Origin of the sequence: uncultured Gimesia sp. (assembly GCF_963976445.1) — a bacterium.
Classification (GTDB): domain Bacteria; phylum Planctomycetota; class Planctomycetia; order Planctomycetales; family Planctomycetaceae; genus Gimesia.
Map to the genome: position 1 here is coordinate 41,082 of NZ_CAXBKP010000021.1, position 24,022 is coordinate 65,103.

Consider the following 24,022-nt stretch of genomic DNA (forward strand, 5'->3'; position numbering starts at 1 on the left):
TTCGATCGAGATTGTGGAATGACATCGTTCTCACTGACGGACACTGCGTTTCTCCGATACCGCATTAGAATTTACCATATTACTTTGATATTCCAATTGTACTTCTGCATCAGGTCTTTCGAGCTCCGAACCACGCCAGAGCGCGAAAGGAGCCTCTCCCTCCACCAACTCCAGGGTGACATCGACCGAAAGGTTTTTGATTGTCGTCCCCCCTCCCGATGGCCAGTGGATTAGGATTTCTTGAACTGAAACAGACTTACCCAATCCAAATTGAAGTAGCCGCTGATTACTCGCCATGTAACCATCTCCGGCCACTAACTGTTTTTTCCAACGCCGATCATTCGTGGCGACTTCAACGACGGTACCAATGGCATCGCGCGCAGTTTTTGTTGCATGCAGGCGTATGTTTATGAAATGACCACTTTCCGTGGTCTGGTTTGTCATCAGTGAAATTGGTTCTCCGATTTGGGAAACCACAAAATCCATCAAGCCGTCGCGATTCCAGTCAAGCCGTGCCAATCCACGACCCAGAATTTTTTTTTCGAACCATGGTCCTACATCAGTTGCGAAAAGCTCGGTAAACCGTCCTCTCCCCACGTTTTTGAAAAACTGAGGCCGCATTTGATATGCTCCTCCCTTATCGCGATAGTCATCGACATGACCATTCACCACAACAAGATCCACGTCACCATTGCAATCGGCATCCAGAAACTGCGTTCCCCAGCCAACAAATGGCCAACTGGGATTGGCCAGGCCAGCTTTCTTGGTCGCGTCAGTAAAGATCCCCTCTGTATCCTGCAAATAGAGAGTATTCGATTCGTCCTTGAAGTTCGTGACAAAGAAGTCGATTCGCCCATCTCCATCCACGTCATCGGCGGCAATGCCCATACAAGCCATTGACAGACCATCTTCAGTGTGTGAGACGCCGTCGATGAATCCTCTATTTTCCAGGCGAATACCAGAAGAGTTGTCTGAGCGGGATGGCTGAAGCAAAAAATTAGGAGTTTGATCATTGCCGACAAACAGGCATGGTCGTTCGCGATCATGCAAAGCTGATGCTATGACCCCCATGCCTTTTGCTCCAGAGACAGGAGTGACATCCGGGATGAAGGAAAATGTACCGTCCCCCTGGTTCAGATGCAGGCGATCAGGCGTGCCAGTAAATCCAGAGGGAGAGCATGCCTGGCCTTGGCAGATTGCGGTATAAACATTCTTCCCTTTCAGATAGTTCACATCAAACAGGTCTGGTAACCCGTCCGCGTTCAGATCGACGACGACACAACTTGCTGTCCAATCTTCTCCCGTAAGTCCACACTCATCGGTAATATCCTCAAACGTGCCATCTCCGTTGTTCCGATAGAGTCGATTGTGTCCGATGTTGGCGATATAGAGATCAGGAAATCCGTCGTTATCGAAATCGGCCACGGTGGGACCTTGTCCAAAGCCCTGGTTTCCAAGGCCCGCTAAAACCGTAATCTCTTCAAATGAGTCTCCCATATTACGGTACAATCGGTCGGTATAACGCTGGGAAGGTGTCGGCTCCTGGTTACCGGATTTCCATTCCGCTCCTTGCGTAAAATACAGGTCAGGCCATTCGTCTCCGTCGAAGTCTACAACCGCAACCCCACCGCCGTTTGATTCAAATACACGCAGGCCCTTTGTCGATGGATCGGGACTATTAAAGTAAGTGAAGTCGATGCCAATATCTGATTGTGAGAACCGGATTTGCGCATTGACCTGAGATGCGGAGTCTTCAGCCGAGAGATGAAGATCGGTTTGTGCCAGTTGAAACTCTGGAAAATATGATAAGTCATAATTGAGTGCCAGATTTTGTGTGTCTTCCACTAGCGGAAGATCTCTATTCAACAGGGGCGCGCATCGTGCTAAAAGTTGTTGTGGCCAATCTGCTTTATCGAATTGGTTCCGTGCCAGAACCCCCCAGGCGCACGTCTCCCAAATTCGTCCCATTTTTTCCAATAGTTCCAGTGTTTGATGAACTGCTGCTTCGTTGAGGCCTTTACTCCTTAAAACATGATCGACCTGCTGCGTCAGTTCGACCATCTGAGCCGCCCTCTCTCGAAACACGGCGGACGATTTCTGATCTAGTGATGCCAATACTTGACTCAGTTGAACTGTCGCGCGCCGGTGTCTTGGGTCGCGGCGAACACATTGCCAGAAGCAATGCGCGGCCATTTGACGATCACCATGTCGGCGCGCCCAAAGCCCACGCACATACCAGATATCCGGATGTGCTTCTGCCTCATCTGGTAGACTCTGATGCCATTCCACAAATTGTTTCTCGTTTTCATCAAGCAGTAATTCTCCCAGCATCGCCTGTGCGGAGATTAGTTCGGGGGCTTTCACCACAATCTGGCGCAGTCTCTCTTTTGCCTGATCTGGCTCTCCGTCCCAGAACAAATGGGCGGCCAGACCAAATCGCACATAGGAATCATCTTTTGATTTTAGCGAGCAAGACTGAAGGAACGCTTTATGTTCGACATGTCGGTCAAGATCCGCAAAGATTGCCAACTCATTAATCGTGGCCGATCCACTACGAACCAGAAAAAAGAAATGAGGTAACGCTTCCCAGCGTGCCCCGCTAGCGCTTAATAAAAATGCAAGCCGTTCATGAGTAGCAGCATTGTCAGAATTTGTTTTCAACACTTGCCGATAGGCCTCTATCGCATTAGATAATTGACCAAGTTCACGGTAGACTTCGGCAGATGAGAACCGGGCCAATTTAGTGTGTTTTTTTGTTTGTCCAGAATCAATCACCGATTGAAAATATTCCAGCGCATCAACAAATCGTTCGGTACGCATGGCGGCTTCTCCAGCCACAATAAGAGCAGCTGAGCGTTCAGGAGCACTGGCAGGTACAGCAATAGCAAGCTGCTCGGCACGTTCGAAGTCATTTTCAGCGAGAGCCGCTTCGGCCTGCCGTAAAAGTAAACCTGGATCAACAGACTCCGCCCCACAACCACAGATGCCGATCAGGCAGAGAAACCCGACAAAAAACGCTACTTGCCATTGAGCAAGTAGCGAAGCATCAGTCTTCAAGAGTTCCCGGTGTGGCATGGTGCAATCGACATCCTCTCTCTACTTGAGCTCCAGATCGAACTTGTTCTCGCCACCGGCTTCGACGGTTACCGACAACGGCGTAGAATCCACATCAGCGTATTGCGCCGGAATTGCGTTCTCTGTCGTTTGAGTTGCTTTCGCGTCGTGTCCGCCTCTTGAATCATAATTCTTCGTTGGATCGGCGCCATGCGCAGCATCACTTTGATCCCCCTTCGGTTTACTGCTTAAATACTTAGAGACGAGTACAGAAAACCGACCGGCGGCTGCGCCGTCCCCGGGATCGTAGGTCATTAATTCAAATTCACCAGAGCCATTGGTGCGTCCGTAGGCCACGGGTAGTTTTTCTTTTGATACAAAAGTGACTCTTGCCCCGGGAATAGGAGCCCCTCCCAAGCTGATGGTACCGGTCACTTTATAAACAGGCACTCGATCTTCTTTGCTACCACTACACCCCCACGAAAACATGCAGAGAGAAATGATTAGTAAAATCCGTACTTTCATTACAGGAATCCCTTAGAACTTATTACCTCAAAAAACACTTTACGCATCCCCATTACAGAGGGCAGTCGTTTGCTGCCCTCCGTTTTTTCAGGTTGATGCTTAATCGCTTGAAACAGCAATCTTAGAAATCGCCAACCGTTTCGCCACCTGAGACAGAACCCAATGAGCCCCAGACGCCAAAGGGACTCCTTGTGGCACCTAGTGGGGAAGGTGAGGCAGGATTACCAGAGTCAATATTTTCGCTGACAAACCGAACAGCTCCGTCCCCCATAAGCACTTGTGCTCCGCCCGTATGTTGACTGGTCGGATCCTGTACCCCATCGCGCTGGTCATCAGTTTCAGAACAACTGGGCTTGTTAGGGCCGAGGATGGTGGTCATACCGGTAAAGCTCATCGCACCATCCATCCAACGCAAACCTCCCCAACGGGCTGTAGCCCCAGCATATTCGTCAGTTGTACTGTTATAATTGTTGAGACAGACCGAAGCATCAGCACGATATTGGGCTTGTGAAATATCGGTAGCAATGGCACCAGTACGAATTGAATTTCCGCCTGGTTTTGCTTTGATGCGTTCGCCCATGGCGATTGTGTTGCTTAAGCCGTCGGTGACGTCGCGGATTCTTCGTACACCAGAATTGCCTGTTCCCCCCACGAAGAAACCTCTCAGACCACGTCCACCGTTTCCATTCCATGCAGGGTTAGTGTCCCAGGCAGAGTCACCCCGTGAGAACATAAAGTTACATTTTGCACGCGGATTCCCCTCGGTTGAATCTCCGTCTGACGGACAAAGCAACATGGGGATTTTTGTACTGACAGCTTTGTGATTATTGTCCCAGGGGACAAAATCGAATGCATTATAAACTGTCGTTCCATCGACTGCGGCAGCAGTCCCACCAGATGCAATCATGTTGAAGAGCGGTGCCTGATCAATAAAGGGGAGCAGGCCTACAAATCCACTCTGCCGCCGTCCTCCCGGACCGCCATCGCTTCCTGAGCCCATCGGCATGCAACCGTGCACTTCGTGATAGCCATGAATTGCGATTCCCAATTGTTTCAATTTATTTTTACACTCTGTCCTCCGAGCTGCTTCACGTGCCTGCTGCACTGCCGGAAGCAGAAGCGCAATTAGAATTGCAATGATCGCGATTACGACCAGTAACTCAATTAATGTAAATCCAAATGAAAAAATACGTTTTTGCTGACGTCTCAGTTTCATGTCTTTTCCTCCGTAGTAAATAAATAATGAGAAAAGTCAGTATTAATATGAAAATCATTGCCATAAATGGCATCTCTGTTAGAAAATTACACGGATCTTTCGTGGAACCCGATAAGGAAACTATGAGGTAATTACTAGATAATTAGTTAGAATTGACCATACATTCTGAAAGCACCAATATATCAATAACACTAAACAGCGGCCAACACAGCAGTTCATTAATATACTAACGAATATTAATATCTTTTATATCTACTTGTATCAGGATGTCAATTTAATTATGAAGAATAATTCATTTGCGCATCGAATCGATTGCAGTGGCGAAGAAACATAAAACCTCAAGGTAAATCACTTTAATTAATATTCATAAGTAATTATAATGCATACACTTACATCAACGACTATCCATTTCAATTACCCCACCAGCTGACTGAAAACTGGTTGCTGATCACACTATCTAAACAGCGGAACTCAATGATCTTGGACAATAGTTTGGATTGACAATTCTCAGGTGAGAAGCACCCATTATATACAATTGACAACATCTTATTTGAGGGATATTCCCCAACAGTGTACCCTACTAACCATGCGTACAAACCCGTATTTGTTGCACAATTATTGCTATTATCTGTGCTCACTCTATGGGGTGCCGTGGGAATCAAAGGGAGTCATTCGTTGCATGACTAGAGCAGTCCGAAAGTTATTCAAATCACGGCGTGTCTTCGGAATTCTACTCGTCGTCATCTACGCAACTCTGGCTATCGGGTCGACTTGGCCCTTGGCACGTTTTTCGACAACGTGTTTACCCACAGGAACATCAGAATCTTTAACAGTTCCCATGTTCAATCTCTGGACAATCTGGTGGAATACGGAAGGATTTCTACAAGGGACAAACAGTTATTGGAACGCCCCGATTTTTCATCCGATCCAAAATACGTTTGCTTTTTCAGAGCCACAAACAATAACGATGCTCATGGCTCCCATTAACTGGTTTACAGATTCTCGTGTCCTGACCTATAACATTTATCTTTGGCTCTCGTTGTTATTTAACGGACTGTTCACATTCCTGCTCCTGAGAAAACTCGGTGTGAATCGTTCAATAGCCATCGGGGGTGGCGCTGCGATGCTGCTGCTTCCAATTGTGCACTGGCAACTTGATGTCGTGCAGTTGACACCACTTTGGGGGATTCTCTGGACCTGGCTTGTTTTGTTGAAGATATCCCGGCACCCTACCCTGCTTCGTGGAGCGGAACTGGGAATCGCCTTCGGGTTCACATTTCTGATCTGTGGTCACCAAGGTTTATTCCTGGCAGTGCTACTCCTTGGAGCCACTTGGACATTGTGGAAACGATGCTTGAATCCCATTCTCTGGGCCACGTTTGCCGTGGGAGTGAGCGTTGCTGCATTATTGACAGGTCCCGTCATCTTTCACTTGAAACAGGCCGCAAACGAGAACAATTTCATACGTTCCTCGAATACCGTCTTACAACTCTCTGCACTCCCTGGAGACTACACCGCTTCTACCGGTAGGCAATTGATCAATTTAAATACCCGGGAGGCACACGACCAGCGGCGTCTCTCCCCCGGATGGTTCAAAATCGGACTTGCGATAACGGGAGTCATTATAGGATTAATACGAAATCGCTGGCGATGGTGGACGGTGTTTATACTCATTACGCTGCTGCTTGCTTTTTCACTTTCTCTGGGACCGAACCTTCGTATCTACGAATGGCGGCCCTGGTGGACCTTGACGGAATACTGCCCCGGATTCTCACAAGTTCGAAATGTCTTTCGATTTGCTTTTTTCGTTCAGATGACGATTGTTCTGCTGGCCGCCCAGGGGCTTTATGGAGCATTCCTGTTGAGTAAAACGTTCTGTGCGAAAAAGCTTCAGAACTACCTGGCAAAACCTGCTCTTCTCATTCTTGGCCTGATTGCTCTGTTTGAAGTGACCCCACCTTCGCCTGCACTCGGGAAAACGCCCAGCGCCGACAGACACGCTGGCTGGATTACATATATTCAAGAAAATACTCCGCCCGATCATGCGATTGCCTGTGTTCCTTTTGCTCGTGGAGTGAAGGTCAAAGATTTTGAGTCCACGACACGGTGGATGTACTTTGCTACGTTCCACGGCGTACCGCTTGTCAACGGCTATTCAGGTTTCTTCCCTGACGAGTATTTCGAGATCAGTGAAGCGATCAACACAGAACCCCCATCGGAAGCAATTTTCCGACAGCTTGCCGATTCCAAAGTGGAATTTCTGGTGGTGATGCGATCCCAAGTCAAGGTGAAAAGCTTCAGCGATACCAGGTTTGATACGGTATCGTTAGAACACGTTTATTCTGACCCGGTCGGTGTCGACGTCTATCGCTTACAACGAATCGAAACATTAAGGTACGGAATGACCAATCAATATTAGGGTTTTAAATTGAGTATGCCGATATTAACCGATTTAGACACATTTTTTAGTACTCCGGAAACCTTAGATGAAAATGTTTAGTAAAAGTGATTCAACTCAGATCTTGATAGTTCGACGTAGACAAAGCGAATGAACAGAGGTAAGATTAATTGAATCAATCATGGCCATCTGCACAGAATATCTCCCCCATCCTCAGCGTCGAGTTACGTTGCGGGATCCTTCCTGGATTTAGTTATGCTTAATATTTTTGATACTTCTGCCAACAAGTTTTGCAATCAGGTGTCGCGCCGGAATTTTATCAAAATCGGATCGCTTGGCCTTGGCGGTCTTTGCTTGCCGAACATACTCAAAGCGGAGCAACAAACGGGCAAAGTCAATTCTCATAAGTCGATCATCATGATCTATCTGCCAGGCGGGCCGCCGCATCAGGACATGTATGATATTAAGATGGACGCACCTACTGAGATCCGTGGCGAATTCAATCCCATCTCGACCAATGTCCCTGACATTCGGATCAGCGAGCAACTTCCACGGATTGCACGGATTGCGGATAAATGTGTGTTTGTTAATTCGCTCGTCGGTTCGATCGGCCAACATGCCTCGTTTCAATGTATGACCGGACACAGCTCCAATAACCAACCGGCTGGCGGTTGGCCTGAGTTGGGTTCTGCCCTGTCACACATGAAAGGCGATCCAGCGACAACCTCACCCGCATATGTGAATCTCTCGCCTAAGATGCAGCACACTCCCTACAACTTTGGAAAAAACAGCTTCCTCGGAATGTCACACACCCCCTTCAATCCAAATGGTGAAATGAAGGGTGATATGACACTCAACGGAATTACGTTAGATCGCTTACAAGATCGTAAAAGCTTACTGCGTAGTTTTGATCAATTCAGGCGCGATGCCGACAGTAGCGGCATGATGCAAGGGCTCGATTCTTTTTACGAACAGGCATTCGGTGTTCTCACCTCTGGACAATTAGTTGAAGCCCTTGATGTTTCGAAAGAAGATCCCGCAATTCGCGAACGCTACGGCAAAGGAACCTCTAGAAAACAAGGGGATGCTGCCCCGCGTCTGAATGAACAATTTCTGCTCGCGCGTCGTCTTGTTGAAGCCGGAGCACGCGTTGTCACTCTGAGTTACAGTTTCTGGGACTGGCACAGTCGTAATTTCAAGCTTGCCAAAGAGAACTTCCCCGATTTCGACCAGGCCATCACTGCCCTGATTGAGGACTTGCATCAACGTGGTATGGCGGAAGACACAACAGTCATCGCCTGGGGCGAGTTTGGACGCACTCCGAAGATTAACAAAAACGGCGGTCGCGATCACTGGCCACGTGTTTGCAATGCATTGCTTGCCGGTGGCGGCATGAAAACAGGACAGGTCATCGGCACCACCGATCGGCTCGGCGGTGAGGCTGAGACTCGGCCCGTTCATTTCCAAGAAGTCTTTGCCACGCTCTATCGCAACATGGGAATCGACGTGCAGCAAGTCACGCTTCCCGATCACGCCGGTCGCCCACAGTACCTCGTCGATAGCGGTTACCAGGCGCTTCCTGAAGTCATCTGAAATTTCCTTTCACATATAACAAACAGGCCTTCATCGCATGATGAAGGCCTGTTTTATTTCTTCTATCAACGTGTACCTCAAGCAATGAAAATGCTGCTTGGTACTAAATCGAGCTCCCGTTCAGAATGAAGTCCGACAGAGGATCATTCAGACCACCTGGAGTACCAATGAACCCGAAGGAAATGGTCCCGCCAGCGGGAATATCTTCGTTCCAGGATGCACCTCGAATGACGTAGGTATTACCGACGTGAGAAACGATCTCGGCGTTCCAGATGTCCGTGATGTCGCCATCGAACGTGAATTCCAGCGTCCATCCATCCCAAGCCTCGCCACTCTCGTTGTTGATTTCGATCGCTCCCTGGAATCCACTGTTCCAGTCATTCACCACAGCGAAGTCGACGTCAGCCATCGGTGCCGGGGCATCATTGTCCTGAATCGTGCCACTACCGGTGGCCGATACCAACGCGGCACCAACTGCCTGATCGAGCACGACCTGGAAGCCCTCAGACGATTCCATCACAGCATCACCCAGAATCGACACCGAAATGGTTTTCGTAGTCTCCCCTGGTTGAAAGACGAGTTGGCCACTGAGGGCCTGATAATCTTCGCCAGCAATCGCAGTACCATTCTGTGTATGGAACTGCACCGATACCATTTCGGTAGTCGGCTGATCCAGCGACACGGTAAACATGGCCTGGGAACTGCCACTATCACCTTCTATCACAGTCACATCATTGATGGAAATTTCCGGCATGATCACAACAAGAGACTCAACAGTGACATGCACTGTCGTCGTGATGATGCTGCCGGAATCGGTAACCGTCGTGTAAGTAAAGCTGTCATCACCAGAGAAAGTATCAACTGGCGTGTAGGTCAGCGTGCCGTCCTGATTGTCGACGACCTGCCCATGCACGGGCTGCGTGAACGACTGTAGCGCCGCACTACCGCCCATTGAAGCCGAGGGACTGATATAGTTCCCCGACATCACAAGCATGCTCAGCATCGAAACTGAATCGGCATAGTAATTCGAGTGCGTCGTCGCGACACTGTCGAAGACAGAGTTGAGCCAAGCCTGATCAGCGGCATCCGAACCGGTCATCGCAGAGACGCCAACCGCCGCTCGGAAGAACGGATCGCTCCAACTATTCAGCGGTGTTCCATCAAGCTCATAGCCGCCCAGAATCTGTGACGGATTTCCTCCTGAAGACTGCTGAAAGAATTCGGACAACATCTGTGCCTGCGTCAGCGAGACTGCATCGCCGCTCAAAACAGCGTCGGTTCCGATCCTCCAGGGAACCCGTCCCGCATTATACCAGTAATTCTGATCATTGACTTCCAGGAAACCAGACGGCGCAGGAGAAACGCTACCAGTCGCCGGATCCACAATCACAAAGTCTGGCACCAGTCCTGTTCCCGACTGCTGCTGTAGCCTTGTCAGTACGTCCTGAGTGGCGGCGATCACTTCGTCCCAGGCTCCGGTCTGTGTGGCGGCTTCAAAAGCTCTGAAGTGCCCATACATGAAGTCGCTGGTACGGGTGGACCATTGGCTGTGCTGGCTGCCATTCGGATTGACCCAATCCCCTAACATAGGGAGATGACTGTCCGGACCAATGGTCGATTCGTACATGGCATTGATAATGGTAATCGCTTCCTGGAGATAGTTGACATCACCATCACTGCCCCATTGGGCATCGGCTACTAACAGGGCATAAGCAATATCCGCATCCCCATCGAAGGCGCTGTTATTTCCGGAAGGATCCGGCTGCGCCCAATCCATGAGATCAGGGTTCCCCTGGCTGGGATTCGCACGCGAATATTGAAACAGGCCATCGAAAATGGTCTGGGCATCCGCATCATATCCATCCAGATGCGCCAGAATCAGCATACCGTAACCCTGTGCTTCAGATGTGGTACGTCCTTGCGAGTCCATCACAACCCGGTAACCGTTACCGCCGGGATCAACACGCAACCAGTCTGACTTCCATTGGTTAAAGTAATCGCTGACGACTGCATCGAGTTGCGTCTGAGTGTACTGACTGGGAAACAGGGTCCCGTTCACATACTGCTGCACGTGGCTGGCGAAGTCCGGGTCGCCGACAGACGTACCAATCGAAATCGTGACGGGCGTTTCGAAGGGAGTGGTGATGGTCACGTCTGTTTCGCTGGCAACGTCGTCGTTAAGAATCGTGTTGGCGGCAGACGAAAGATTATCATCCAGAGTCGCCCCCACGGGACTGCTGAGCGTCACATAAAACTGTTCATCGGATTCAATCTGAGTATCTCCGAAGATACTAACCGTGATCGTCTTGGCGCTTTCACCAACTGCGAAAGAAACCTGTCCGCTGGCTGCAGCATAATCGTCTCCAGCGGTGGCTGTTCCATTCGACGTCTGATAGTTGACCGTAACGGACTCCGTTGCAGGCGCAGAAAGCGAAACCGTTAACGTCGCCAGGATAGATCCACTACCCCCTTCGGTCACGGTTGCTCCGCTGATGCTCAACACAGGCTCCACTTCATCCGGAGGATCGACGACAACATCCAGGGGAACCGGATTCTGATAGTACTCCTGGACTTTGGTAATCCACCAGTAATCGTCCGTGGGATCACTGCCGATAGAATCGGTACTGATTCCAACGCCGGCTCCAAAGAGAATCTGCCGGATACCAGCAGCACGTGCCTCTTCGATATGAGAGCCCCAAGTGACGGTGTTGCCTGAAACGGTCAGCTTCTCATCTCCAAAATCATTTGATGAAAAGTAATCCAGACGATCTCCGGTTGCCGTGAACGTATCTCCCAGGAAAAACGTGGGCGCAGAGTCCTCATACTGGCGAGTGGTATTCGTCAGTGGATCAAAGGTGCCATTCTCGTCGTACGGATTTGTGGCGAGACTATCATTGATATGGCCGACAGGAATCTGCCAAAGAATCATTTCACGATCCGTCGTTTCCGTGAGTGTCTGGACAATCAGCAGATAATTATTCCAATGATCGTTGTTCCAGAACCAGGTACTGGCTTCCGGGTTATTTGCCGCACCATTTTGTGCCCCGGCATCCAAACCATATTTATCGAGAGAAATAAAGCCGGCACCATAGCTGAGGACACCTGCATCCATGTAATACTCGGCAATCAGTTCGGCTTCGCGGGCAATCGCTGCGCGTCCCGCTTCAACACCGAGCGTATCTGTCAGATGCACAATTCCTGTTCCTGGAATCGGTGTTTCAATACCCGACGAAGCCCAGAGATTGAATTGCCAGCCGAATTCCACATTCGGAGCGTAACTGCTGATCGTATAATTGATCGCCTGTATCAGCCCTGTCACCGAATTATCGAATTGCGGATCGACGCCTGCTTGCAATACCCCACTGCTATAGGCCGCACTTGTCATAGCTGAAAGCGCACTAGCGGGCGCATTGGCGTTCTGCATCAGGTAACCAATGAAGTCCGGTTCCAGAATTATCTGAACCAATTCGTCACCTGCTTCACTGCGAATGGTATCCAGTACGATTTTCAGATCACGGAAGTAACTTTCCATGTACGACTGACTGTTGATGTGCTCATTGTTAGTCGTATAACTTTCGCCGCCATCGGGAATGTTGTAATAAACAAACTGCGGGATCATCCCCAGTTTCATACTTTCGCGAACATAACTGCTCACGCGGTCCGGATCCCAAGTGCGCCAACCATTGATAGGTCCTCCGTTAATATAAATATAGCGCGAGTCGACATATTTATTGGTCAGCGGATCACTGCTGTCAAAATCCTGCCAGAATGCCAGATCGCCAGTGGTATCTTCGCTCACCGAACCGATCGTGACATAATCGGGCAACCCCGGCAATTGTCCATCTTCCGTGCGGACGCGAACCCCAATATAGCGATCTTCGCCTGTATCCGCATCGGTGACTCGCACAGACGCCCGCCCTGCCTCCAGGCCGGTAACGCGTAACGTATTCCCATTCACGATTTCCACTTGGATCACGCGTGAGTTACTGGTCGCGACGCTAAATTGTGTCGACTCACTAGATGAGGCGAGTGTGTATTCGACCGTTGTTTGATCGATGGTCGTCTGCAGAGCTTGCCCTGTAACGTCGACCTCTTCGATGCTGATCAGGCTGGCGTTACCTGCCACGTAATTCACTTCATCACTCAGCGTTGTCCCGCTCGCGTTGCTCACTTCGACCTGATATTCATAAACTCCATAGTCCCGATTAGTGATGAGCAGACTGTCTGTTTGCGGGGTCGCATTTCCCGACAATGATGCCTCGTAGATCAGTTCGCCGTTCTCGTAGAGTTTCCAATGGTCGGCAGGATCTCCTGCCCAGAGATTGAGGGTCACACGATAGCCACCCGAATTGTTATCCGTGAGGACACTCACGCTCGGCTTGTTTGGAGCGCCCACCACAGGATCTGGATCTGGATCTGGATCTGGGTCTGGGTCTGGGTCGGGATCTACCGGGCTACCACTGCCGAGAAAAGAAAAGCCCGTGGGTTCACTGTGATTTCCCACGGCAACGAACCCAACAGACAGCGACTCACCCACATCGAGTGTGTTATCCCAATTCGGAGGGGTAATCCGATAGCGACCGCCGCCAAGATTCTCGACCTCGGCATTCCAGAGCGACTGAATCTCGCCACTATAATCAAATTCGAGCTGCCAGTCCGTGAAAGCGCTCGCTTCATCGTTAGTCAGAATCAGGCTGGCCGACCGTCCGGAACCCCAGTCTTCTTCGATTTGGAATTGAACGTCGGGAGCGTCGGCCAACGGATGGGCCGCGAGCATTGTTCGCACCTCAAGTTCCTCAAGCGAATTAAATCGCCGTGACTTTTGGGCGCGAGACCGTCGAGGAGTAGTGTGCTGTTTAGCGAACCATTGCAGAAGGTTAACGTAAAGTCGTTTCATCTCACCAACTCTGCGAACGCAGAGTCCTTTCAGTCTGTGCCAAGACAGTGATCACCACTGATGCTGAGATTCAGCATCAGTAGACAATGGACTTGGCACAACTTCAGGATCCTGATGATTCTGAATCGTGCTTTGGTCACCGTAACACTGCTTATCACCGGGTGCGAGCAGAAAACCGCAAGGTAGACAGGCGGCCGTAGACTGCTAACGTGCCCAGAATTAACTTGGCGCGGAAGCTGTTTTGGCCCAGATCAAACAGCAATGTCCGAGATTTCAGATGTGGTTTGAGTCTGGAACCAATCCAGACTCGGAATACTCCGATTTAACCATGCTCCCCTCCCCTGTGTCTAGAGATGCTTTGAAAACATTTTGGAAATCATGTACAGGCAAGTGAGCTTCGGCAAGCACATGGTAGGAAGACTGCGCTATGTTCTATGTGACACACCGCGACGAAATGATATAACCAGAAAATCGTGCTCTAGAGTTCCTTGACACAAAATCACATACAGCTAGAGAAAGCAGAGTGCACTCAAAGCGTCGTTGAAACAATGGGATCTGAAAAACCGGTAGCTATGAAGAACTGCAGGAGTTGGGTTCCAGCGATAGCTCATCAAAGGATGTATTGAGAGTTCGCATTCCCTCGAGTCGACTTTTACAAGCCTGAGTAAGGCTGATTCTTACATCGACAGATACCAATATTAGCCGAACAATTCGGAAACGGCTTCGCCGGTATCGAGTAAAGGCAGCGGACGGTCCAGGCGATCACGGAACATCACGCGTTGTGGATCGATGCCCAGATGGCGATAAACGGTTGCCGCGACGTCTTGCGGACTGACGGGACGTTCCACGACATTTTCACCATGCTTGTTGGAACGTCCAATGATCTGGCCCATGTTCATACCACCACAGCCCATCAGCACACTGAAGGTTCTGCCCCAGTGATCGCGTCCGGCATTTTTATTCATGCGCGGTGTTCGGCCAAATTCTCCCATCGCTACAACCAGTGTTTTCTCATACATACCACGGTCCATCAAATCGCGAACCAGTCCGGCGATCGCGGCATCAAGTGGGGGTATAAGCTTGCGTGCTCCTTCTTCCGTTTTATACTGACCCGGTGAACCGTGGTGGTCCCAGGGGACGCAGTTGACTGTAACAAATGTGGTACCATGCTCGACCAGTCTGCGCGCCAATAATGCACTTTGACCGAAGGTATGCCTGCCGTAGCTGTCGCGCAGTGAATCAGGTTCTGCCGCGATGTCGAATGCAGATCGAACATCTTTTGAGGCGAGTAACTCAAATGCCCTCTGCTGATGCTCATCAAGATCGCGGAATCGCTTTTCATGATCACGAGGCAGCACATCGAGTGAGCCCAGAAGTTGCCGGCGATTTTTTAATCTGTCTAACGTCAAGTTTTTTGCTAAAGTAAGATTTTTAACACTAAAGCCCGCTGCATTCGGATCGGACTCGACAATAAAGGGGTTGCTGCCACCTCCGATATAGGAGGAATAGTGAAACAGATTATCGGTTCCGCCACGCAAATGCGGCACGCCCACATACGGTGTCATCCCTGCTTGATTTGGACCTCGTAAAAAAGAGGCAGCTGACCCCATCGAGGGTCGTCTTTGCACACGATTGTCGGGGGCATTGAACGCAGGACCTTCAAAGCCGGTCAGCATCCAGTGATTCCCTTTGGTATGATCTCCAGAACCATGATTGACCGTTCGCAGTACAGCAAGGTGCTCAGCCAGTTTTGCCTGCTCGGGCATCAATTCACCGAATTTCGCACCAGCCAGACTGGTTGCGATTGATTGAAAAGGCCCCCGATAATCAGCAGGAGCTTCTGGTTTGGGATCCCAAGTCTCCATATGACCAGGACCGCCACTTAACCAGAACAGAATCACGCTGGTATCTTGCTGCTTCGGATGAATCGCTCCCTCTGCCTTCAGCTTCAGAAAATCAGCTAATCCCAGCCCCCCAGCTCCCAGTAAGCCCGCCTGCACAAAATTCCGACGCGAGACCCCGTCGCAATTTGATCGCTTCTGAGATGTCTGTTTTTTCATCGAAAGTTTTCTTGATGTGTAAAATTAAAAATCGCTACAGGCTTAAAATCACATAAACCATAGTTGATCCGTTAATTATCATCAAAATGAAGTGCCAGGTCAAGTCGTCTCATCGTAAGCGAGAACCTTAAATCAGTCCGTTCAACAATTCTCCGACTCTCCCTCGCCACTATTACGCGTTCTCCGTTTTTGCTAAGACAACAGTCCTTTGACGACATTCGCACCTTCGACACCGGTGAGTTTGAGGTCGAGCCCCTGATATTTCACTGTAAAGCGATTATGGTCGATGCCCAGACAATGTAGAACACTGGCGTTTAAATCGTTGATGTGTACAGGATCTTTCACAATGTTATAGCAATGATCGTCCGTTTCACCGTAATCAATTCCTGGTTTAAAACCACCCCCGGCAACCCAGGTCGAAAAACAGCGACCGTGATGATCTCGGCCGTGATTGTCTTTCGTCAGTGCTCCCTGACTATAAATCGTGCGGCCAAATTCTCCTCCGAAGATAACGACCGTGTCGTCTAATAATCCCCGTTGTTTTAAATCTTTCACTAGGGCAGCGGCTGGTTGATCCACTTTGTCACAATTATTACGAATGGCTTTAGGTAAACCACCATGCTGATCCCAACCACGCTGAAAGAGTTGAATAAAGGGCACACCGCGTTCCGCCATCCGACGTGCTAAAATACAATTCGCGGCGAAGGTTCCCTTTTTCTGGGAATCAGGGCCGTACATCTCAAACGTGGCTTTTGTTTCTCCACTTAAATCCATCAAGCCAGGCACTGAGGTTTGCATCCGATACGCCATTTCGTATTGCGCGATGCGTGCTTCAATTTCTGGATCGCCTGAAAGCTGAGCTTTTTCCGCATTGATTTTCGCTAACCCATCCAGCATTTTGCGACGCAGACCTCTGTCTAACCCTTTTGGATCAGACAGAAACAAGACAGGATCACCGGCACTACGAAACTGAACTCCCTGATGTCGGGAGGGTAAGTTTCCACTGCTCCAGAGTCGCGAATAAAGTGCTTGTCCTGGTGCATTACCGACCGATATCATCACTACATAAGCGGGCATATCTTTATTAGGACTGCCTAATCCATAACTTAACCACGCTCCAAAACTGGGGCGTCCCAATTGCTGTGTTCCCGTATTAATATAGGTAATCGCGGGATCATGATTGATGGCTTCCGTATTCATGGTGCGGATGATGGCAATGTCATCCGCGATGGAAGCCGTGTGGGGTAGAATGTCCCCATTAATCCATGTTCCTCGTTCGCCATAACGTTTGAAATTGAACATCGGCGCCACACAGGGAAACGATTTTTGTCCGCTGGTCATTCCCGTCAGCCGTTGTCCTTTGCGAACCGACTCAGGCAGTTCTTTCCCGTGAATTTTCTTCAACTCAGGCTTATAATCAAATAGATCAATATGGCTGGGACCACCGGCCATGAAGAGATAAATCACCCGTTTTGCTTTGGGGGCAAAATGAGGCATGCCCGGTAATCCTCGTTGATCCGGGTTCGTTTGATTAGCTGCGGATAATTTGGGTACCTCGCCCATCAACGAAGCGAGAGCTGTCGCTCCCAGGCATCCACGGGAACGTGACAATAATTGTCGACGCGTTAACTGTCGCTGGTATTCTTCCAGAGGATTCATAGCGCTTTACTCACGAGTTAAAGTTTCGTCTAAATTTAAAATCATGTTAGCCACCACCGTCCAGGACGCCAGCTGCGTGACATTCAGATTTTTATCACGGGGCGATTCACCAACACTCATCAGTTCTTCAGCCGCTTTAACATTTGCCTGATAGTGCTTCAGACTTTTTTCATAAACGTCCAGAAGTACTTCTCTCTCTGTGGATCGGGGCTCCCTGGCCGTAGCCAGCAAAAAAGCATACGTAACCTGTTCTGCATTTGTTGCTCCCCCCTCTTTCAACATTCGTTCTGCAAGGTGACGAGCCGCTTCAACATATTGGACATCATTCATTGTGACTAATGCCTGCAGAGGTGTATTCGTACGCGGTCGTCTGATCGTGCATTTTTCCCGCGTCGGTGCATCAAAGATCTGCATACCTGGAGGCGGCGCTGATCGCTTCCAGTAGGTATATAAGCTGCGGCGATAAAGTTTCTCGCCGTGATCCTGTACGAATTTTGGATTTCCTCCCAAACCGACTTCTTTCCAGAGCCCGGGAGGCTGATATGGTTTGACTCCCGGTCCTCCCATTTTTGTGTTGAGAAGTCCGCTGACTTCGAGAGCGCTATCGCGAACAAATTCTCCCTGTAATCGAAAACGTGCCCCACGTGCCAACAGTCTGTTTGATGGATCTTGCAAATAGGTTTCGCGGGAGGCATCGGATGTTTGCCGATAAGTTGCCGACATCACGATTTGTTTGAGCAACCTTTTAACATTCCAGCCTGATTCCCGGAAATCGACTGCCAGCCAATCCAGTAAATGCGGATGACTGGGAAACGCCCCTTGTGAACCGAAGTCTTCCGGTGTCGTGACGAACCCCGTCCCAAATAACATTTGCCAGTATCTGTTGACCGCGACGCGTGCTGTGAGTGGATGATCAGCTTGAAAGAGCCACTGGGCTAAACCTAAGCGATTTTGCGGTGCCTCTTTTGCCATGGGAGGCAGAACCGCAGGTGTCCCCGGTTGAACTTTGTGTTTGGTAGGGGCATCGTAAGCACCACGGGCGAGAATAAATGTATCCCGGGGCTTTGCCATGTCGCCCATCATCATGACCGTGGTCAACGGTTTGAGGAGTTCTGTCTCCTCTGTTTTTAATTCCTGTTTTTTCTTGATCAACGCGATATAGTCTGCGTCTTCCTGTTCTAGATAATAATTACGCAACTGTTGCTGTTGCTCAGCCGTTCGTTTTTCAGGAGCGACGGCCAGGATTGTCGTAATCGGAAGTTGTTTTGTCAGTGTTTCCACTTCAGTTTGACTGAGCACACGATTATAGACGGCCACTTCATCAATGGTTCCCTTCAAACGAGAACTGGGATGCCGACTGCCAATCAGTAATGTTTTTAGCGTGCGGATGGATTCAGTTAAGCGATCCTGCTCAATCTTCCAGTCCCACAACTGACCATCAACATAAATTTTCACTCCCTTCGCTTTGGAAGAGCCATCATACGTCACAAAGACATGATGCCATGTTGAGGGTTTGAGTTTTTTCTTCGTAGTGACCTTAATGGCATTCGTGGGCCATTGATTAATGATGTGGACTGAAATTTGTTCGCTTGAAATGAGAATATCATATCCACGATAACTGTTCGCATCATCCATTTTTGCCAGCAGCGCACCGGAGCCTTTGGGATCGAGGTTGATCCAGCCACCATACGAAAATTGATCAGTCCGTTCAAAATCACAGACACTCCCTAAGTCAATATAAGTTTTACCATCAAATTTGATCCCCTGATCGTAAGGAGACTGAACCCAGTTTGCTGTGCCATGAATGGTCCCTTTACGATTCTGATCCACTTGATCAACGACTTGAGTTCCTTTCCCTTCGTCAAGCCGATAATGCAATACCTGACCTTCAATATGCGAAGGCGCTGCATGGTGTTCTTTTTCTTTTGTCGCTAACCAGGCTGCAAACTGAGGCTCTGCCGACTTTTGACGAGCGGTTATCTGCTGCTGGTTTTCTTCGATTCTGGCACGGGTCCCTGGCAGTTTTTTTTGTTTTTCCGGATCGACCAGCGCAACCGTTGGTTGGGCGTTCCCATTTCTTGTCTGACTGCCACCATCAGCACTGATGTTAAAAAACCCGAAGAACCGGTAATAGTCCTCGTGTGAAATAGGATCATATTTATGCTCATGACATTGAGCACATTCCATACTGAGACCTAACCAGACTGTCGACGTCGTTTTCACCCGATCCACGGCGTATTCAACTCGGTATTCTTCGGGGATCAAACCACCTTCATCTGTTGTCCCATTATTACGATTAAATCCAGAGGATACTTTTTGAAGCGGCGTTGCATTGGTAAGCAAATCCCCCGCCAGTTGCTCCGTCGAAAACTGGTCAAAGGGAATATTTTCGTTATACATCTGCACGATACGATCGCGCCAGGCCCACATATCACGTGGCCCATCTGCATGATACACGCTCGTATCACCATAACGGGCCGCGTCCAGCCACATCAACGCCATTCGTTCGCCGTAATGTGTTGAACTTAACAAACGGTCAACCAGTTTTTCATACGCTTCGGGAGATTCATCATTGAGAAAATTGTTTATCTCTGGAATTGTGGGAGGCAGGCCTGTCAAATCAAAGGTGAGTCGCCGTATCAAGGTTCGGCGGTTGGCTGCAGGCGATGGATGTAACTGCTCTGACTCCAGCTTTGATAAAACGAATTGATCGATGGGATTACGAATCCACTGACTGTCTTTGATTTGCGGAAGCGTTGATTTTTGAGGCGAAACAAAGGCCCAGTGACGATTCCATTCGGCTCCCTCATCAATCCAGCGTTTGAGCAATCCCCTCTGCTCGGGTGTCAATTTTTTATTCGAATCAGCGGGAGGCATCTTGAGATCGGAATCAGTGCTGCTGATCCGTTTAAAAAACTCACTTTTATTAGAATGCCCGGGAATGATCGAGTTTGCTTTCGCTGACTCTTCGATATCCAGACGAAGATCTCCTTCGCGATGTTTCGTGTCGGGGCCATGACAGTGAAAGCAGTTCTCAGATAGAATCGGACGGATATCGCGACTGAAATCGATTTTCGTTGTTGATGCAGAATTCTTTGCCGGATCATTTTCAGCCAGACAGACATTAATCGTCAGAGCGAGAAAACCAGACAGCAAAAAGCGGACGAGGCGAGGAAGCGTGCGCATACTCAATTATGTCCTTCAATATTGAACACAATCAACGATCCTGGTGCGTCTCAAGAATTTCCGAAGCTGCGACATCGCAGTCCGGAGAGAACAGGTGGGTCCCAAATGAATGATCGTTACCTAGATGGTAAGTATGCCGAAAGACAATTGTCAAGGCATTTCCAGTCAAAGATGAATGCGGATTGCTGAATGATCACATTGCAGAGCTCACGAAATAAGAATGCCACTGCTCTGCATTTCTGGCCTTCAGTAAAAGCAGCTGACTTTCTCTACCATGTTCACGAACCCCCTGATATATTGGAATCAAGAATTCCGGTTCAGATATCAAACCAACTTCGGTTTTCAATGCTGCTCAGAGGGTATCTATCGTGAACACAATAAAGATGTTTTTGCTTGCCTTGCCGACAACGTTATTGACCTGCGTTGCTGCGGCAGAAGAAAAGATCGAGTTTAATCGCGATGTCCTGCCGATTCTTGCGAATCATTGTTTTATGTGTCATGGCCCCGATTCGGCAACGCGTGAAGCGGGCTTGCGATTAGACCAGCGAGAATCAGCCACGGGCAAGGCGGACTCCGGCAAGAGAACAATCACCCCCGGCAAAGTACCAGCCAGCGAACTGATTCATCGCATCACCACACTAGATGAAAATAACCGTATGCCTCCGGTCGACGGACCGCAGGCACTAAGTGCAAAACAGATTGCGATTCTGAAAACGTGGATCGAACAAGGTGCCGAATTCCAACCGCACTGGGCCTTTGTTTCACCGAAACAACCGGCGATCCCCAAGACACAGAACTCCGCCTGGCCGAAGAACAAAATTGACCACTTTGTACTGGAGCGGTTGGAACGAGAGGGATTAAAACCCGCCGACGAAGCAAAACGTGAAACGTTAATCCGACGTGCAGCATTTGATTTGACCGGTCTGTCTCCAACACTGAAAGAAATTGACCATTACCTTTCCGATCAAGCTCCCAACGCGTACGAACGAATGGTCGATCGGTATCTCAACTCTCCCGCATACGGCGAACACATGGCCCGGCACTGGCTTGACCTGGCGCGCTATGCAGACAGTAACGGCTATCAATATGACACCGAACGCCAGCAATGGATCTGGCGTGATTGGGTCATCAATGCCTATAACAGCAACAAACCTTTCAATGAATTCACGATTGAACAACTTGCCGGTGATCTATTACCTAAAGCCACTGATCAGCAACGGCTGGCAACTGGATTCAATCGAAATCACAGTATCACCATCGAAGGCGGTATCATTGATGAAGAGTATCGTACAGAATATGTGATGGACCGGCTGGTCACCACCGGCGAAGTCTGGCTCGCACTCACCATCGGTTGCGCCCGTTGCCACGAACATAAATTTGACCCGATCTCACAAAAAGAATTCTACCAGCTTTATGCCTTCTTTAATCAAGTACCGGAGCGAGGCATGCAGGGATTTGCTCCCAAGCAGCGTATCCGCTCCCCCCTTGCCACGTCGTTACAGGATGGACTCGACGCGGAGTTGGCACGTCTCAAGACGGAGTTGAAAAAACCGACAGATATTGACCAGCATTTGGATCTATGGTCAAAGCATATCTCCAAGCAGGCCGTTAGTGGCTGGACTGTCGTTGAACCGCTCACGATGAAATCGTCCGGCGGAACGACGCTCACGAAACTTGTAGATAATTCCCTTCTGGCCAGTGGAGCGAATCCTCAAAAGGATGTCTACGAGATCACTGCGGAAACCGATGTAACAAATCTCACCGCTGTCAGGTTAGAAGCGCTCACGCATGAGTCGCTTCCAGGCGGTGGTCCAGGACGGCACAGTAATTCCAATTTCGTTCTGAGTGAGTTCGAATTGACGGCGGTTTCAGTGACAGATCCGTCCCAGCGGCAAACAGTCAAATTTACCCGCGCCATCGCCGACTATTCACAGGCCAATTATGAAATCAATAAAACCATTGATGGCAACAAAACCGGCAACAATGGCTGGGCCGTGGATGGCCCAACCCGCAAACTTCCGGCGACGGCCATGTTTATCGCGACTTCGCCCTTCGGTTTTGAGGGCGGCACCGAATTACAGTTTCGACTGCGCCACGAGGCCGGTTTTTCGACACACGGTGTAGGACGTCCCCGGTTTTCAATCACAGGCGACACGCCCCAATCTCTACAACTGCACGGCATTCCTGCCGACATTCGACAGATTGCAGGCAAAGAACGAAACCAGCGAACAGCCAACGAACTAAAACAACTGCGAGAATATTTCCTTGCCCATCACAACCCGAAGCAAGAACTGAACCAACGCGTTGCTGAAATTGAGAAACAAAAACTGGCAGCGATCCCTGAGACTATGATCATGCAGGACATGGCCCAGCCACGGGCGACTTATCTTCTCGATCGCGGTCAATACAATGAGCCACGCGATCAGGTCACCCCCAATGTCCCCGCGATCTTTCCGCCGATGCTCAAAACAGCGACAAAAAATCGTTTAGGTTTCGCTGAGTGGCTGGTTGATCCTAACCATCCACTCACGGCGCGCGTTGCCGTAAATCGATATTGGCAACGACTCTTTGGCTTGGGATTGGTGAAAACATCCGAAGACTTCGGTGTGCAGGGAAAAATGCCCAGCCATCCAGAATTATTGGATTGGTTGGCTTTGGAGTTTATTCGCAGCGGTTGGGATATCAAACAAATGCAGCGGCTGATCGTGAATTCGGCGACCTATCGGCAAACGTCTCACGTCGGTCCGGCAGCCTACAAACAAGATCCAGAGAATCGGCTGCTTGCCCGAGGCCCAAGGATGCGACTGTCTGCCGAGGAAATTCGGGACGCGACGTTAGTGGCCAGTGGCTTACTTGTGGAGCAGCTTGGCGGAAAAAGCGTCTACCCGTATCAACCAAAGGGGCTTTGGCTTGAGTTGAACAACCGGCCAAATTATTCCAAGGAATATCCACAAGGAAACGGAGACGATCTCTATCGACGGAGTCTGTACACATTCTGGAAGCGGACGGTTCCTTCTCCGATGCTGAAAACACTTGATGCCCCGGAACGGGAATTCTGTACGATTCGTCGGTCACGAACGAATACGCCGTTGCAAGCATTGTTACTGTTGAACGGTCCCCAATTTGTCGAAGCAGCCCGGAAGCTGGCCGAGCGGATGCTGACAGAAGGTGGTACAACGGTTGATGAACAAATCAGATATGGATTTCGACTGGTCACGGCTCGAAACCCCAGCGAGGCTGAACTAGCACTGTTTCGCGAAGCTTATGAAACGGATTTAAAACATTACACCAACGATAAGAATGCCGTCGAGAAACTGCTGCAGGTTGGTGATTCCGCATTGAACGAGAAACTCAATCAGGCCAAGTTAGCCGCCTTCACCAGCCTCACTCGCGTATTCCTGAATTTGGACGAAGCGATTACGAAGGAATAAATT

At 49.6% G+C, this 24,022-nt stretch carries 10 protein-coding genes; 3 read left to right on the plus strand and 7 right to left on the minus strand.

Going from position 1 to position 24,022, the window contains the following annotated elements:
* Positions 1–30: 30 nt before the first annotated feature.
* From AAC022_RS19960 to AAC022_RS19970, 3 genes are all read right to left on the minus strand, one after another.
* Positions 31–3,075, minus strand: a complete 3,045-nt coding sequence (locus AAC022_RS19960) for an FG-GAP-like repeat-containing protein (RefSeq protein WP_339733808.1) — start codon at positions 3,073–3,075, stop codon at positions 31–33.
* A gap of 21 nt (positions 3,076–3,096) precedes the next feature.
* Positions 3,097–3,579, minus strand: coding sequence for a carboxypeptidase-like regulatory domain-containing protein (locus AAC022_RS19965; protein ID WP_339733810.1), 483 nt, complete (start codon positions 3,577–3,579; stop codon positions 3,097–3,099).
* A gap of 121 nt (positions 3,580–3,700) precedes the next feature.
* On the minus strand, positions 3,701–4,795 hold the full coding sequence (locus AAC022_RS19970) for a DUF1559 domain-containing protein (RefSeq protein WP_339733811.1): 1,095 nt from the start codon (positions 4,793–4,795) through the stop codon (positions 3,701–3,703).
* Positions 4,796–5,474: 679 nt separating this feature from the next.
* Between AAC022_RS19970 and AAC022_RS19975 the strand changes: the two genes are divergently transcribed.
* Positions 5,475–7,214 carry a hypothetical protein gene (locus AAC022_RS19975; protein WP_339733812.1) on the plus strand — a complete coding sequence of 580 codons (1,740 nt, stop codon included), beginning with the start codon at positions 5,475–5,477 and terminating at the stop codon, positions 7,212–7,214.
* Between the two features lie 234 nt (positions 7,215–7,448).
* Complete coding sequence (locus AAC022_RS19980) at positions 7,449–8,786, plus strand: DUF1501 domain-containing protein (RefSeq protein ID WP_339733814.1); 1,338 nt, start codon at positions 7,449–7,451, stop codon at positions 8,784–8,786.
* A gap of 103 nt (positions 8,787–8,889) precedes the next feature.
* Here the strand turns inward: AAC022_RS19980 and AAC022_RS19985 are convergent, their stop codons facing one another.
* The 4 genes from AAC022_RS19985 to AAC022_RS20000 form a co-directional block, all read right to left on the minus strand.
* Complete coding sequence (locus AAC022_RS19985) at positions 8,890–13,563, minus strand: glycosyl hydrolase family 8 (RefSeq protein WP_339733869.1); 4,674 nt, start codon at positions 13,561–13,563, stop codon at positions 8,890–8,892.
* Between the two features lie 818 nt (positions 13,564–14,381).
* Positions 14,382–15,743 carry a DUF1501 domain-containing protein gene (locus AAC022_RS19990; protein WP_339733815.1) on the minus strand — a complete coding sequence of 454 codons (1,362 nt, stop codon included), beginning with the start codon at positions 15,741–15,743 and terminating at the stop codon, positions 14,382–14,384.
* Between the two features lie 192 nt (positions 15,744–15,935).
* The gene (locus AAC022_RS19995) at positions 15,936–17,402 is read right to left on the minus strand and encodes a DUF1501 domain-containing protein (RefSeq protein ID WP_339733817.1); all 1,467 of its coding nucleotides are present in this window, start codon (positions 17,400–17,402) and stop codon (positions 15,936–15,938) included.
* A 6-nt stretch (positions 17,403–17,408) separates the two neighbouring features.
* Positions 17,409–20,588, minus strand: a complete 3,180-nt coding sequence (locus tag AAC022_RS20000; RefSeq protein ID WP_339733818.1) for a DUF1553 domain-containing protein — start codon at positions 20,586–20,588, stop codon at positions 17,409–17,411.
* Between the two features lie 368 nt (positions 20,589–20,956).
* Between AAC022_RS20000 and AAC022_RS20005 the strand changes: the two genes are divergently transcribed.
* Positions 20,957–24,019, plus strand: a complete 3,063-nt coding sequence (locus tag AAC022_RS20005) for a PSD1 and planctomycete cytochrome C domain-containing protein (protein ID WP_339733820.1) — start codon at positions 20,957–20,959, stop codon at positions 24,017–24,019.
* Positions 24,020–24,022 lie beyond the last annotated feature (3 nt).

Bases quoted from the DNA above. Each gene is read 5' to 3' on its own strand.
- AAC022_RS19960 (WP_339733808.1), bottom strand. From the start codon at position 3,075: ATGCCACACCGGGAACTCTTGAAGACTGATGCTTCGCTACTTGCTCAA.
- AAC022_RS19965 (WP_339733810.1), bottom strand. From the start codon at position 3,579: ATGAAAGTACGGATTTTACTAATCATTTCTCTCTGCATGTTTTCGTGG.
- AAC022_RS19970 (WP_339733811.1), bottom strand. From the start codon at position 4,795: ATGAAACTGAGACGTCAGCAAAAACGTATTTTTTCATTTGGATTTACA.
- AAC022_RS19975 (WP_339733812.1), top strand. From the start codon at position 5,475: ATGACTAGAGCAGTCCGAAAGTTATTCAAATCACGGCGTGTCTTCGGA.
- AAC022_RS19980 (WP_339733814.1), top strand. From the start codon at position 7,449: ATGCTTAATATTTTTGATACTTCTGCCAACAAGTTTTGCAATCAGGTG.
- AAC022_RS19985 (WP_339733869.1), bottom strand. From the start codon at position 13,563: ATGCTCGCGGCCCATCCGTTGGCCGACGCTCCCGACGTTCAATTCCAA.
- AAC022_RS19990 (WP_339733815.1), bottom strand. From the start codon at position 15,743: ATGAAAAAACAGACATCTCAGAAGCGATCAAATTGCGACGGGGTCTCG.
- AAC022_RS19995 (WP_339733817.1), bottom strand. From the start codon at position 17,402: ATGAATCCTCTGGAAGAATACCAGCGACAGTTAACGCGTCGACAATTA.
- AAC022_RS20000 (WP_339733818.1), bottom strand. From the start codon at position 20,588: ATGCGCACGCTTCCTCGCCTCGTCCGCTTTTTGCTGTCTGGTTTTCTC.